Below are 12,754 nucleotides of genomic sequence, written 5' to 3'. Positions count from 1 at the left end.
GCCCACCCCGTGTCCGCCGGTCCCGTCCCCGGCCCGTGGCACGATCGCGGCCATGCCCACCACCTGGACCAGCACCGTCGGCACCGCCGACGCAGACCTCGACGCACGGCTCTCCGACGAGCTCGAGGTCGTCAACGCCGCCGCCACCCCCGGGATCGACGCCGCCGAGGAGCTGACGGTGCGGATCACGGACGACGCCGGGGCGCTGGCCGCCGGGATCAGCGGCTGGACGTGGGGCGTGGCGGCCGGGATCGCGATGACCTGGGTGCGTGCCGACGCCCGGGCCGAGGGCCTCGGGGCCCGACTGCTGACCGACTTCGAGGCCGAGGCGCTGCGCCGCGGGTGCACGCACGTGTTCGTCACGTCGTTCACCTTCCAGGCGCCCGCCTTCTACGAGCGGCACGGGTACGTCGAGTTCGCCCGGTGGGAGGACGTGCCCCGGGTCGGGGAGGCCGACGTGCACCTGCGGAAGGACCTGCCCGGCGCGCAGGTACGTGGTCACGGATGAGGTATCTGAAACTTCCACAGTTATCCACATAGACTTCCACAGCCTGTGGAGGTACGGTCAGGGTCCCACCTACGAAAGGTTCCCCTGATGCTCAAGCGCCACCTGGCCGGCCCCGTTGCCGGTGCCCTCGTCGCCGCCGCGCTCGCCACGGCCCCGATCGCCCCCGCCAACGCCCAGCGTGCCGCTGGGACCGACAGCCTGGCGGCCCTCCTCGCCGCCGACGGGCAGAAGCTGGACAAGAACTGGAAGGACTTCGACATCATCGAGGCCGCGGTCCTCACCGTCGCCGGTGCGAAGCCCGAGACCCCGCTGCTCGCGCTGACCAACGGCAAGAAGCGCCTCACGGCCTTCGCGCCCACCGATGCGGCGTTCCGCAAGCTGGTCGCCGACCTCACCGGGACCGCACCCAAGTCCGAGAAGGCCACCGTCGACGCCATCCTCGCGACGTACGACGTCGACACCATCGAGTCCGTCCTGCTCTACCACGTGGTCGCGGGCGCCACGCTCAACTCCACCAAGGTGGTGGCCGCCGCCAAGAAGAAGCAGAAGATCACCATGGCCAACGGCGCCACGATCCGCGTCAAGCTCAAGAAGGGCAAGGTCGTCCTGGTCGACAAGGACAGGAACGACCGCGACGCCCGGGCCATCCCGAAGCTGCTCGACCTCAACAAGGGCAACCGCCAGATCGGCCACGGCATCGACCGCGTCCTGCGTCCGCTCGACCTCTGATCACCGCCCGCTGATCGACCTGCCGAGCCAGGCAGCCGTGCCCGGGACCTCCGCCCGGGCACGGCATGCCGCAGGATGGGACCACATGAGCACCTCCCTCTCCATCGGCGAGCTGTCCGCGCGCACCGGGGTGACCCCGTCGACCCTGCGGATCTGGGAGGAGCGCCACGGCTTCCCGGTGCCCTCGCGGCTCGGTTCGGGCCACCGTCGTTACGACGAGGGCGACGCCGTCCTCGTCGCCGAGGTGGCCCGCCTGCGTGACTCCGGCATGCGTCTCGACGCTGCGATCGCCGCGGCCCGCCGCGAGGCCGAGCACCAGCAGCAGGTGGCCGGCGGCCCCCGGACCCGCTCGGTCCACGCCCGCCTGTTGCGGCGCGAGCCGGCCCTGCCGGTCCACCGCCTGCGCAAGCGCACGCTGATCGCCCTGTCGCACGCCATCGAGGACGAGTTCTGCGCCCGGGCCCGCGACGCCCACCTCTTCGGCCTGTTCCAGCGGGCCGAGCACTTCGCCCCGGCGCGCTCCCGCTGGCGCGAGCTGGCCCTGCTCGCCCGCACGACCCACGTCTTCGCCGACTTCCCGCCCGGGTCCCGTGACGAGGACGACCTCCAGCTGGTGACCCTGCCCGAGCGCTCGCCGCTGCTGCGGGAGTGGGCCGTGATCTGCGACGCGACCGAGGCCCCGATCGCGCTGACGGCGTGGGAGGTCCCGGGTCAGGTCGGGGTCCCCGAGCACCACCGCGTCTTCGAGGCGACCTGGACGATGGTCCCCTCCCTCGTCCGCGAGGCCGCCCGCGTGTGTGCGGACGCCGCGGCCGGCACCCCGGGGGCGGACGAGCTGGCCGAGGAGCTCGCGGCCGCGCCGACCGGCGATCGCGCAGACCCCGAGCTCGCGTCCGCGTTCTTCAACCGCGCCGTGGCCTACCTCGACCGCGGCTGAGACGCGTCAGGCCCCGGAGTAGTTGGGCGCCTCGACGGTCATCTGCACGCCGTGCGGGTGGCTCTCCTTGAGCGAGGCCGAGGTGATCCGCACGAAGCGGCCCCTGTCCTGGAGCTCGGGGACGGTGCGCGCGCCGACGTAGAACATCGACTGGTTGAGGCCGCCGATGAGCTGGTGGGCCACGGCGCCGAGGGGACCCCGGTAGGCGACCTGCCCCTCGATGCCCTCGGGCACGATCTTGTCGTCGCTGGTGACCTCGGCCTGGAAGTAGCGGTCCTTGGAGTAGGACTTCTTGCCGCGGCTCGACATGGCCCCGAGCGAGCCCATCCCACGGTAGGACTTGAACTGCTTGCCGTTGACGAAGACCAGCTCACCGGGGGACTCCTCGCACCCGGCCAGCAGTGAGCCGAGCATGACCGCGTCGGCGCCGGCGACGAGCGCCTTGGCGATCTCGCCGGAGTGCTTCATGCCCCCGTCGGCGATGACCGGCACCCCGGCAGGCTTGGCGGCCAGCGAGGCCTCGTACACCGCAGTGACCTGGGGTACGCCGACGCCGGTCACGACGCGCGTGGTGCAGATGGAGCCCGGCCCCACCCCGACCTTCACCGCGTCGGCCCCGGCATCGACGAAGGCCTGGGCGCCCGCGCGGGTGGCGACGTTGCCGCCGATCACCTGCACGTGGCGGGTGGCGGGGTCGCTCTTGAGCCGGCGGACCATGTCGAGGAGCAGGTGGACGTGGCCGTGCGCCGTGTCGGCGACCAGCACGTCGACGCCCGCCTCGACCAGCGTGGTGGCGCGCTCCCACGCGTCGCCGAAGTAGCCGATCGCGGCCCCGACGAGCAGCCGGCCGTCGCCGTCGTACGACGCGTGCGGGAACTGCTCGCCCTTGACGAAGTCCTTGACGGTGATGAGACCGCCCAGCCGTCCGTCGGCGTCGACCAGCGGGAGACGCTCGCGCTTGTGCCGGCGCAGCAGGGTCGTGGCGTCGTCGCGCGAGATGCCGATGGTGCCGGTGATGAGCCCCTCGGAGGTCATCACCTCGGTGACCTTGGTGGTCGCCCACTCCGCGACCGGCGTGAAGCGCAGGTCCCGGTTGGTGATGATGCCCAGCAGGCGGTTGTCCACGTCGACGACGGGGAGGCCGGAGACGCGGTACTCACCGCAGATCCGGTCGAGCTCCTCGAGGGTGGCGTCGGGGCCGATGGTGACGGGGTTGGAGATGATCCCGGTCTGGGTCCGCTTGACGAGGTCGACCTGGTAGGCCTGGTCGGCGATCGACAGGTTGCGGTGCAGCACCCCGAGGCCGCCCTCCCGGGCCATCGCGATGGCCATCCGCGACTCGGTGACGGTGTCCATCGCCGCGCTGACGAGCGGCACCTTGAGCGAGATCTCCCGGGTCAGGCGACTCGTGGTGTCGATCTCGTCGGGCGCCAGGTCCGACTCCCCCGGCAGCAGGAGGACGTCGTCGTAGGTGAGGCCGAGGGCCGCAAACTTCTCCGGGATCTCCACTCCCCCATCCTACGGGCCGTCAGCGCCGCGCTCCCTCCAGGTCTCGCAGCGGCACCCGCACCGTCAGGCCGTCCCCGGACATCCGGATCCGGCCACGCAGGCCCGAGCCCAGCACCATCGGCAGGACCGCCTGGTTGTCGGCGCTGGTGACCAGCACCAGCTCGTCGTCGCCGAGCCCGGCGGCCGCCCGGGCGGCCTCCAGCAGCAGCCGCGACCCGATGCCGCGCCGGCGCCAGGCCGGGTCCACCTCGAGGTGCAGGTGGCGGGACCCGGGCGCGACCATCTCGGCGAGCACCGCCCGGCCCACCGTCGTGCCGTCCACCATCGCCGAGACCCCATGGCTCGACGCGACGAACTCGGGGGTCGCCCCGGTGCCCAGCCGGCGGCCCGGCTCGGGCATCGCCATCGCGTCCCGGCTGCGGCCCAGGACGTCGCTCACCAGCTCGGCCAGGCCGGCCCCGCGCGCGTGCTCGGTGGCGGTGAACGGTGCCGCCCGGTGCACCTGCACCGAGACGTCGCTGACCGTCATCTCCATCGAGTCGTGGTCGACCCCGGTCTCGATCGGATCCGCCTCCGCGTCGAAGAGCTGGGCGACCACCTCGGGGAAGCGGGCCGGCTGGGCCAGGATCGTCCGCGCCGCCGCGACGTACCGCGCCGGCTGGTCGACCAGCGCCGCCTCCGTGCACGGGTGCGAGACCACCGCGTGCGCACCGGCCCGTTCCACCAGGGCGGCGATGTCGTCCACGTCCCAGCCGCCCGGCACCTCGAGCACCAGCTCGTCGGTTACCGTGTCGATCCCCGGGAACACCTGCAGGCCCAGGATGTTGACACCCGCGGCACCGCACTCGCTCGCCAGGGTCGCCAGCGCACCCGGCCGGTCCGGCAGCGTCAACCGCACTCTCCACAACATGGGATCCCCCTTGGTCTCGTCGTCCCGGGACCAGCGTGCGTCGTGCGTGTTGCCGGTCGGAGGCCCCCGTGTTTCGGTGATGAAAACCCTCGACCGGACGGGCCTCAGCCTGTGCGGGTGAACCCTGCGCGAGGGTCGCCCCTCCACAATGGACGCACTGTGTCCCGGATCCCCCTGCCCTCCCCGCGCCTGACCGTCTGGATCGCGGCGGTGGCGGCCCTGCTGGCGCGCTACCCCTCGGCGATGTGGCCGCTGCGTCCGGACGAGGCCGGGTTCCTGCTCGTCGCCCGCACGTGGGCCCCGCGGGCTGACAGCGTCTACGGTCCCTACTTCGTCGACCGGCCGCCCGAGATCATCGCGCTGGTCCGGCTCGCCGACGGGGTGGGCGGTCCCTACGCGCTGCGGGTCCTCGCCGCGCTCGGGATCCTCGGCTTCGTGCTCCTCGCGGCCGCCACGGCACGCTCCCTCGCGACGGACGCCGGGCGGTTGTCGCGGGAGCGGGCCGACCGGGTGGCGGCGTGGACGGCGGTGGTGGCCGCGGGGCTCGTCGGCAACGCCGGCGTCGACGTGGTCTCCGCCAAGGGCGAGCACCTGGGCATCCCCCTGGTCATGGGCGCCTGCTGGCTCGCGCTCGCCGCCCTGCGCAGGTCCTCGGCCTCACTGTCCCTGCTGGCCGGGCTGACCGCCATGCTGGCCGTCGGCCTCAAGCAGAGCATGGTGGGCGGACTCGTGTTCGGCGGGGTGCTCCTGGTCGGCACCGCGCTCGGCGACCGGCCGCGGGTCCGGTCGTACGCGCGGCTCGCCGCGGCCGCCGCGATCGGCGCCCTGGTGCCCGTCGTCGCCCCCGTCGTCTGGGCCCTCGTGGCCGGCGTGGACCTCGGCACCCTCTGGTACACCGTCGTCGGCTTCCGCCCCGACGCGGACGCCGTGCTGGACGCGCAACCGAGCTCGAGCATCGATGCGCGCGCCGTGAAGATGGTCGGCCTCGCGATCGGGACCGGGATGCTGGTCCTCGTCGCCTGGTTCGTCCTCCACCTCGTGCCGCTGGCACGGCGCCTGCCGGTCCACACGGCGGCGGTCTCCGCCATGCTGCTCGTCGATGCCGTCGCGGTGGCGCAGAGCGGCAGCTTCTGGATGACCTACCTCGTCGTGTTGGTGCCACCGGTGGCAATGGCCACTGCGCTGCTCCTCGTGGCAGAGCCCGATCAGGGCCCGCCGGCCGATCCCGAGCCCCCGCCGAGGCGGGCGCACCGGTGGACCGTCGGGGCGATCACCCGCGGCATCGTGGTGTTCACCGCGCTGAGCAGCGTGAGCTCGCTGATCATCTGGTGGGGTCTCACCGAGGCGGGTCACCGACCCGTCGAGTACTACGCCGGCGAGGCGATCGGCGACGCCGCCCGGCCCGGCGACACCCTCGTCGTCTACGGCGGCCGCGCCGACATCCAGTGGGCCAGCGGCCTGCGCTCGCCGTACCCCCACCTGTGGTCCCTTCCGATGCGCACCCTGGACCCCGACCTCTCCGAGCTGAGCGACCTGCTCACCGGACCGGCAGCGCCGACGTGGTTCGTGGAGTTCACCTACCTCGACACCTGGAGCGAGACCGGGACGCAGCGGATCAGCGACGAGCTCATCGAGCGCTACCAGTACGTCACGACAGTGTGCGGCCAGTACCGCGTCTACCACCTCAAGAGCCTGGAGCGTCCCGTGCTCGAGAGCCGCTGCTCCGCGCCCTGGCGCGGGGGCCTCGCGTCGCTGCGCGACTGACCCGGGCCGGCACGCGCGAAGGCCGCCGCCTCCCGAGGGAGACGGCGGCCTTCGCGGTGGTGCCGACGATCAGTGGCTCAGTGGCCGTGGCCGTGGCCGTGGCCGCCCGCAGCGGCGGGCTCCTCGTCCTCGGGCTTCTCGACGATCAGCGTCTCGGTCGTGAGCAGCATGCCCGCGATCGAGGTGGCGTTGACCAGCGCGGAGCGGGTGACCTTGACCGGGTCCAGGACGCCCTGGGCGACCAGGTCGCCGTACTCCTCGGTGGCGGCGTTGTAGCCGTTGCCGATGCCGAGCTCGCGGACCTTGGTGGTGACGACGTAGCCGTTGACACCGCCGTTCTCGGCGATCCAGCGCAGCGGCTCGTCGGCGGACTTGCGCACGATGCGCACGCCGACGGCCTCGTCACCGGTGAGGCCGAGGTTGTCCTCGAGCACCGAGACGGCGTGGATGAGCGCGGAGCCACCGCCGGGGACGATGCCCTCCTCGATCGCGGCGCGCGTCGCGGAGACGGCGTCCTCGATGCGGTGCTTCTTCTCCTTGAGCTCCACCTCGGTGGCGGCGCCGACCTTGATGACGCAGACGCCGCCGGCCAGCTTGGCCAGGCGCTCCTGCAGCTTCTCGCGGTCCCAGTCGGAGTCGCTGTTCTCGATCTCGGCCTTGATCTGGTTGACGCGGCCCTCGACGGCACCGGCGTCGCCGGCACCCTCGATGATCGTGGTGTTGTCCTTGGTGATCACGACGCGACGGGCCTGGCCCAGCACCTCGAGACCGACCTGGTCGAGCTTGAGGCCGACCTCGGGGGCGACGACCTGGCCGCCGGTGAGGACGGCGATGTCCTGCATCATCGCCTTGCGGCGATCACCGAAGGCGGGGCTCTTGACCGCGACGGCGTTGAACGTGCCGCGGATCTTGTTGACCACCAGGGTCGAGAGCGCCTCGCCCTCGACGTCCTCGGCGAGGATGAAGAGCGGCTTGCCGGCGGCGATGACCTTCTCGAGCAGGGGCAGCAGGTCCTGGATCGAGGAGATCTTGCCCTGGTGCAGGAGGATGTAGGCGTCGTCGAGGACGGCCTCCATGCGCTCGGGGTCGGTGACGAAGTAGGCCGACAGGTAACCCTTGTCGAACTGCATGCCCTCGGTGAACTCGAGCTCGGTGCCCATGGTGTTGGACTCCTCGACCGTGATCACGCCGTCCTTGCCGACCTTGTCGAAGGCCTCGGCGAGCAGGTCGCCGATGTGGCTGTCGCGGCTGGAGATCGTCGCGACGGAGGCCATGTCCTCCTTGGACTCGACCTCGCGGGCGGCCTCGCGCAGCGCGTCGCCGACGGCCTCGGCGGCGGCGTCCATGCCCCGCTTGAGACCCATCGGGTTGGCACCGGCGGCGACGGCGCGCAGGCCCTCGTGGACCATCGCCTGGGCCAGCACGGTCGCGGTCGTCGTGCCGTCACCGGCGACGTCGTTGGTCTTGGTCGCGACCTCCTTGGTGAGCTGGGCACCGAGGTTCTCGAACGGGTCGTCCAGCTCGATCTCACGAGCGACGGTCACACCGTCGTTGGTGATGGTCGGCGCGCCCCACTTCTTGTCGAGGACGACGTAGCGGCCCTTGGGGCCGAGCGTCACCTTGACGGCGTTGGCGAGGGCGTCGACGCCGCGCTCGAGGGCGCGGCGGGCGTTCTCGTCGAACTCCAGGATCTTGGGCATTCAGGTGCTCCTTGGAAGGTTTCGGGTCCTGACGTGCCTGGCGCCCGGCTGGCAAGGCGCCGCCGCAAAGGCGACCTTGGAGCGGAGCGGTCGCCGAGCGGCGAGCAACGCCGCCAGCCGGGATGCCAGGTGCGTCAGGAAACGACGGCGAGGACGTCGCGGGCAGAGAGGATGAGGTACTCGGCGCCGGCGTACTTGACCTCGGTGCCGCCGTACTTGCTGTAGATGACCTTGTCGCCCACGGCCACGTCCAGCGGGACGCGGTTGCCGTTGTCGTCGATGCGACCCGGGCCGATGGCCAGGACCTCGCCCTCCTGGGGCTTCTCCTTGGCCGTGTCCGGGATGACCAGGCCGGAGGCCGTGGTCTGCTCGGCGTCGAGCGGCTGGACGACGATGCGGTCCTCGAGGGGCTTGATGTTGACCGACACTTCGGATCAACCTCCACTTTCCACGTTGGTCGAGACGGACTCGAGAGCGATTGCTCTCGCACGTTGGGGCTTGCTCTGCCGTACGCCGTCGCGGGGGTCGCACGTCGTCGCAAGCACTGGCACCCTCAGGGCGAGAGTGCCAAGTCAGACGCTAGCACTCCCCCAAGCCGAGTGCTAGCGGGAGGCGTCAGACGAACGCGCCCTGGACCACCAGGGCGCGGGCGGTGCGGGTCCTGCGCCCGTCCTGCAGCTCGCCGGTCAGCCGGCTCCGGATGTCGAGCTGGCCGGGTCCCCGGTCGGCGGGGACCTCGAACACGACCACCTGGGGGTCGAGCGGGTCGGGCTCGGCGGAGTCGGGGAGCAGGTCGTTGGCGGCGTACACCTCGACGGGCTCCTCGAAGCCGAGGCCGTACGACGTCTCGACACCCGACGCCGGCACCTCGTAGGTCCCGCGGCGACCCTCGAAGGCGGTGGGCGCACCCGGCACGACGGTGACCACGAGCCAGCGGGAGTCCTCCGGGGCCCAGCCCAGCCCCGCGACGTACGGGCGCGTGGCCGCGGAGCGGACGAAGCACCCGGACACGGCATCGTCCACGGCCGAGGCACCCGTGCTCCAGAGCTGGTCGCCGCAGGGACCGCCCGGGGCGGGGAACGGTGCGTCGTAGAGCGGGGCCGCGTCCCCGATGGTGACGTCGGCGGTGGCGGCGTCGATGGTCTGGGTGACACCGTCGTACTCCATGGTGACGGTGACCTCCTCGGCGTCCTGCGGCACTGCGACGTACTGGCGACGGGCTCCGGGCTCGACCTCCGCACCGTCCGCCCAGCCGGACAGGGCCGGCAGCTCCCACGCCTCGTCGTCGGCGACGACGCTGAACACCGGGTCGAGGAAGGAGGCGTCGGGCAGCCGGTCGACCGGGACCGAGTCCTCGGTGTCGCGCAGCTCGACCTGGATCCCGATGAACGACCCCTCGAGCGTGCCGTCGTCGCCCTCGACGGTGTCGACGGGCTCGGTCGTCGTGACCTGGAGCCGGCCCCACGGGACGCGCACGTCGGTGCTGCGACCCACGAGGAGCCCGTCGACCTGCTGGTCCACGAGCGTGCCGGCCGCGGTGGCCGGCTCCTCGCGCTGGGACAGCCAGACGCCGGCGCCGGCCAGGGCGGCGATGAGCAGCAGCGGCACGAGGACGATCAGCACTTTGCGCACGAAGGAGAACCTGCCACGTCCGGGCCGGCGAGTGGGACCGACCCGCCTGACAGGATGCACGTGTGGACCTCGAGACGCTGGCCTGGCTGCAGACCGATGCCGGCCGGCGGCTGTTGGAGGAGGCGACCCATGCATGGGTCGATCATGGCGGTGACCCGGTGCGCGCTGCGACCGCGGTCCGCCGGATCGAGCCGGATCCCGACCGGGCCGCCGCGGCCACGACCCAGGTGCAGCTCCGCGCTCGCGCGGTCGCCAAGTTCGGCGACCTCGCCCCGCTGATGTTCTTCACGCCCGAGGCGCTGGAGCAGGCGACCCGCCTCCGCGTGGCCGAGCACCGTGCCGCCCGCCTCGCCGCCGCCCGGCCGGCCAGCGTCCTTGACCTCGGGTGTGGCATCGGCGGCGACCTGCTCGCCTTCGCCCGCGCCGGCCTCACCGCGGCGGGCGTCGACCTCGACCCGCTGCGGGTCGCCCTCGCCCAGGCCAACCTCGACGCCCTCGGCCTGCCCGGCGCGGTCCAGGTCGCCGACGCGACGACGCTCGACGTGCGCGGCTTCGGGGCGGTCTTCGCCGACCCGGCCCGCCGTGGCGCACGGGGGCGGGTCTTCGACGCCGAGGGGTGGACCCCGCCGTGGCCCTTCGTCCTGGACCTCCTCACCGGGACGGCCGTCGTCAAGGTCGCCCCGGGCATCCCGCACGCCATGCTCCCCGACGACGTCGAGGCCGAGTGGGTGAGCGACGGCGGGGAGGTCAAGGAGGCCGCTCTCTGGTCCTCGCGGCTCGCCACCACCCGGCGGCGCGCGACGGTCATCCCGTCGACGCGCCCGGGACAGGCGGCCGGCGGGCTGGCCACCCTCACCGACGAGGACGACCCGTACGCCGGGCAGCCCCGCCCGGTGCGCGCGGTGGGCGCGTTCCTCTACGAGCCCGACGGCGCGGTCATCCGGGCCGGGCTGGTCACCGCCGTGGCCGCCGGGGTCGGCGGTGGGCTCGTGGACGAGCACATCGCCTACGTCACCGGCGACGCGGCCTTCCAGACGCCGTTCGCCCGGTCCTACCGGGTCCTCGAGGAGCTCCCCTACCGGGAGAAGCAGCTCAAGGCGGCGCTGCGCGAGCGCGGCATCGGCCGGCTGGCCATCAAGAAGCGCGGCGTCGACGTCGTGCCCGAGCAGCTGCGCAAGCGGCTCTCGCTGTCCGGGGACCAGGAGGGGACGCTGGTCCTCACCCGCGTCGCGGGTGCCGGCACGGCGCTGCTGGTGGAGCCCCTCTAGCAGCCGGGCCGCTCGACGCCGGCGACCTCGACCGGCAGCCGGCCCGGGGCCTCGGCCCGCCCGAGGAGCACGTCGACGAGGGCGGACATGGCGCCGGGGGTGTCCCCGTAGGTCGCCAGCCGCACCGGCGCTCCCACCGTGCCGAGGACGTACGGCGTGTTGGTCGCGACGGCGACCGCCCCGTCGTACGTCGCGTCCTGGAACCCGCTGAAGCCGATCCGGGTGCCGCGGGCCAGTCGGCGGTCCTCGGCGGCGGTCCACCGCGCGAGGGCGGCGACGCGGCGCTTCTCCCGGGCCCGCCAGGCCTTGCGGCGGCGCTCGAACGCCTTGGCCTTCTCCTTCTTCGCCCGCTTCAGGGCCGGCTCCGCGGTCACCAGCGACGCCGGGGCGGCCCGGCGGGTCAGCACCTCGATCCCCGCCGCACCGGCGGCACCGGCGAAGTTGGCCACCGCCACCGGGTCGCCGACCGGCGTGACGGCTGGCCCGACCAACCGGCCGCGACACGCGCCCGCGACGCTCGTGATCGCCGCGGCGCTCAGGGCCCGCGAGGCGGTGCGGCCGGAACCCGGCGGGCGGCCCCGCTGCTGGGCGGGAGTGCCCTCGGAGTGCTGGAGCAGCGCGATCATCCGCGCCGCCGCCTGCTCGAGCCGGCGGCGCGGCAGGCGACCGGTCCGCACGGCGCGCACGATCCCCGCCCGGGCGGCCGCGGGCGAGGGCGGCATGAGCAGCACGTCGTTGCCGGCACGGAGCCCCTCGACGGCCGAGCGCGCGGCGTCGTACTCCCGCTCGACGCCCGCCATCGACAGCGAGTCGGTGACCGCGAGGCCCTCGAAGCCGAGCTGCTCGCGCAGCACCCCGGTCACCACCTCCCGCGACATCGAGGAGGGCACCCGCGGATCGATCGACCTCACGTCGATGTGGCCCACCATCACGGCCGGGACGCCGGCGGTGACCGCGGCGGCGAAGGGCGCGAGGTCGACGGCGGCGAGCTGCTTGCGGGTGCGCGTCTGCACCGGCAGCGTGAGGTGACTGTCCTGCGGCACCGAGCCGTGCCCGGGGAAGTGCTTGAGCACCGGCACGACCGCGGCCTGCTCGATCCCCTCGACGGCAGCGGCCACGTGGGTGCCCACCACCTCCGGGTCCGAGCCCGCCGACCGAGACCCGATGGTGGGGTCACCCGGTCCCGACGTGACGTCGGCGTCCGGCGCGAACACGACGTCGAAGCCGAGGCCCCGCAGCTCGGCGGCGCTGGCGCGGTGGGCGGCCGTGGTCACCTGCGGGTCACCCGCGGCACCGGCGGACATGAAGGTCGGGAAGCGGGTGGCATCACCCTTGACCCGCTCGACGATGCCGCCCTCCTGGTCGACGGACAGGAAGAGCGGCCACGGGCGGCGTACGGCGCGCTCCAGGGTGGCGTTGACGGTCCGGATCTGGCCGGTCGACGCCACGTTGTCGGAGAAGGCGATCACCCCGCCCAGGTGCAGCTGGCGGACCATCTGCACGGGGGCCGCGGTGCCCCGCCACTCGGCCACGATCACCTGCCCGGCGAGGTCGGGCAGCGACATCCGGCCCACCAGCCGGGCCGCCCGCTCCAGCTCGGCCTGCGTCGGACCCCAGCCCTCGACGAGGCCGAGGCGCTCGGCCGGCGTGGGCGGGGTCGGGGCCGCGGCGGTCGGCTCGCCGGCCGGGGTCGCGGGCTCGTCGGCCGCCGGGTCGCCGCTGCACGCCGAGGCGGTCAGCCCCAGCGCGAGCACGAGGGGCAGGACGCGACGCAGCATCCCGGCAGTCTTCCAGCCG

At 73.2% G+C, this 12,754-nt stretch carries 11 protein-coding genes; 5 read left to right on the top strand and 6 right to left on the bottom strand.

Features of this window, described 5'->3' with window-relative positions; genetic code table 11:
* Positions 1-52: 52 nt before the first annotated feature.
* The 3 genes from ASG88_RS09755 (at position 53) to ASG88_RS09745 (ending at position 2,174) form a co-directional block, all read left to right on the top strand.
* A complete protein-coding gene (locus ASG88_RS09755) occupies positions 53-508 on the top strand; it encodes a GNAT family N-acetyltransferase (protein ID WP_056887210.1) in 456 nt (151 codons plus the stop codon).
* Positions 509-595: 87 nt separating this feature from the next.
* Positions 596-1,237 carry a fasciclin domain-containing protein gene (locus tag ASG88_RS09750; RefSeq protein ID WP_056887209.1) on the top strand — a complete coding sequence of 214 codons (642 nt, stop codon included), beginning with the start codon at positions 596-598 and terminating at the stop codon, positions 1,235-1,237.
* An 85-nt stretch (positions 1,238-1,322) separates the two neighbouring features.
* Positions 1,323-2,174 carry a MerR family transcriptional regulator gene (locus ASG88_RS09745; RefSeq protein ID WP_056887208.1) on the top strand — a complete coding sequence of 284 codons (852 nt, stop codon included), beginning with the start codon at positions 1,323-1,325 and terminating at the stop codon, positions 2,172-2,174.
* Positions 2,175-2,180: 6 nt separating this feature from the next.
* Here the strand turns inward: ASG88_RS09745 and guaB are convergent, their stop codons facing one another.
* Together guaB and ASG88_RS09735 are read right to left on the bottom strand one after the other, a co-directional pair.
* Entirely contained in the window at positions 2,181-3,683 is a 1,503-nt protein-coding gene (gene guaB, locus ASG88_RS09740; RefSeq protein ID WP_056887207.1) for an IMP dehydrogenase, read from the bottom strand.
* Between the two features lie 19 nt (positions 3,684-3,702).
* A complete protein-coding gene (locus ASG88_RS09735) occupies positions 3,703-4,593 on the bottom strand; it encodes a GNAT family N-acetyltransferase (RefSeq protein WP_056887206.1) in 891 nt (296 codons plus the stop codon).
* 159 nt (positions 4,594-4,752) lie between these two features.
* On the opposite strand from ASG88_RS09735, the gene ASG88_RS09730 reads away from it, so the two are divergent.
* Positions 4,753-6,357, top strand: coding sequence for a hypothetical protein (locus ASG88_RS09730; RefSeq protein WP_056887205.1), 1,605 nt, complete (start codon positions 4,753-4,755; stop codon positions 6,355-6,357).
* A gap of 77 nt (positions 6,358-6,434) precedes the next feature.
* Here ASG88_RS09730 and groL read toward each other — a convergent pair whose 3' ends face one another.
* The 3 genes from groL to ASG88_RS09715 form a co-directional block, all read right to left on the bottom strand.
* Positions 6,435-8,057: a chaperonin GroEL gene (gene groL / locus ASG88_RS09725; RefSeq protein WP_056887204.1), complete on the bottom strand. Its 1,623-nt coding sequence runs from the start codon at positions 8,055-8,057 to the stop codon at positions 6,435-6,437.
* A 134-nt stretch (positions 8,058-8,191) separates the two neighbouring features.
* Positions 8,192-8,485: a co-chaperone GroES gene (gene groES, locus ASG88_RS09720; RefSeq protein WP_056887203.1), complete on the bottom strand. Its 294-nt coding sequence runs from the start codon at positions 8,483-8,485 to the stop codon at positions 8,192-8,194.
* 187 nt (positions 8,486-8,672) lie between these two features.
* Positions 8,673-9,689: a hypothetical protein gene (locus ASG88_RS09715; RefSeq protein ID WP_157559656.1), complete on the bottom strand. Its 1,017-nt coding sequence runs from the start codon at positions 9,687-9,689 to the stop codon at positions 8,673-8,675.
* A gap of 62 nt (positions 9,690-9,751) precedes the next feature.
* Here ASG88_RS09715 and ASG88_RS09710 point away from each other — a divergent pair, with 62 nt between their 5' ends.
* The gene (locus tag ASG88_RS09710) at positions 9,752-10,957 is read left to right on the top strand and encodes a class I SAM-dependent methyltransferase (protein WP_056887201.1); all 1,206 of its coding nucleotides are present in this window, start codon (positions 9,752-9,754) and stop codon (positions 10,955-10,957) included.
* Here ASG88_RS09710 and ASG88_RS09705 read toward each other — a convergent pair.
* Positions 10,954-12,735, bottom strand: a complete 1,782-nt coding sequence (locus ASG88_RS09705; protein ID WP_056887200.1) for a glycoside hydrolase family 3 protein — start codon at positions 12,733-12,735, stop codon at positions 10,954-10,956. The genes ASG88_RS09710 and ASG88_RS09705 overlap by 4 nt on opposite strands.
* Between the last annotated feature and the right edge of the window lie 19 nt (positions 12,736-12,754).

The sequence above is a fragment of the Nocardioides sp. Soil777 genome (assembly GCF_001428425.1).
Lineage (GTDB): Bacteria > Actinomycetota > Actinomycetes > Propionibacteriales > Nocardioidaceae > Nocardioides > Nocardioides terrigena.
Note: the sequence above shows the minus strand (reverse complement) of the source record. Positions and strands in the feature narration are given on the sequence as shown.

What these genes read in the sequence shown, in the direction of transcription:
- ASG88_RS09755 (WP_056887210.1), top strand. Translation starts at nt 53, where the DNA reads ATGCCCACCACCTGGACCAGCACCGTCGGCACCGCCGACGCAGACCTC.
- ASG88_RS09750 (WP_056887209.1), top strand. Translation starts at nt 596, where the DNA reads ATGCTCAAGCGCCACCTGGCCGGCCCCGTTGCCGGTGCCCTCGTCGCC.
- groL (WP_056887204.1), bottom strand. Translation starts at nt 8,057, where the DNA reads ATGCCCAAGATCCTGGAGTTCGACGAGAACGCCCGCCGCGCCCTCGAG.
- ASG88_RS09745 (WP_056887208.1), top strand. Translation starts at nt 1,323, where the DNA reads ATGAGCACCTCCCTCTCCATCGGCGAGCTGTCCGCGCGCACCGGGGTG.
- ASG88_RS09735 (WP_056887206.1), bottom strand. Translation starts at nt 4,593, where the DNA reads ATGTTGTGGAGAGTGCGGTTGACGCTGCCGGACCGGCCGGGTGCGCTG.
- ASG88_RS09705 (WP_056887200.1), bottom strand. Translation starts at nt 12,735, where the DNA reads ATGCTGCGTCGCGTCCTGCCCCTCGTGCTCGCGCTGGGGCTGACCGCC.